A 363-nucleotide genomic window follows, 5' to 3' on the forward strand; every position below is an offset into this window, starting at 1 on the left:
GGCTGGCCGTGCGCAGCACGGCAATGATCGAGGCCGAAGCAGCCGAAGCAGCCGAGCATGGCTCGGCTCTACGTGGCCCTGCGATCACGGTCGGCGGCCCACGCCTCACCATCGGGCGCTGCTCAACAGACGGTGCGTACACATTGTTCAGGCGTCTGCCGTTAGACGACCCGGTAGAGCCGAGCCATGCTCGGCTGGCCGTGCGCAGCACGGCAATGATCGAGGCCGAAGCAGCCGAAGCAGCCGAAGCAGCCGAAGCAGCCGAAGCAGCCGAAGCAGCCGAGCATGGCTCGGCTCTACGTGGCCCTGCGACCAAGGCCGGCGGCCTGGGCCTCACCATCGGACAATGCTCGACAATCGGTG

1 protein-coding gene is annotated in these 363 nt (G+C 67.2%); it reads left to right on the top strand.

The annotated features are described in order from the left end of the window. Positions 1-23 precede the first annotated feature (23 nt). Positions 24-363, top strand: a 340-nt coding sequence (locus RTO53_RS06370; protein ID WP_312236992.1) for a hypothetical protein, incomplete at its 3' end; no start/stop codon positions are given.

This window comes from Stenotrophomonas sp., from assembly GCF_031995405.1.
Taxonomy (GTDB): Bacteria; Pseudomonadota; Gammaproteobacteria; order Xanthomonadales; family Xanthomonadaceae; genus Stenotrophomonas.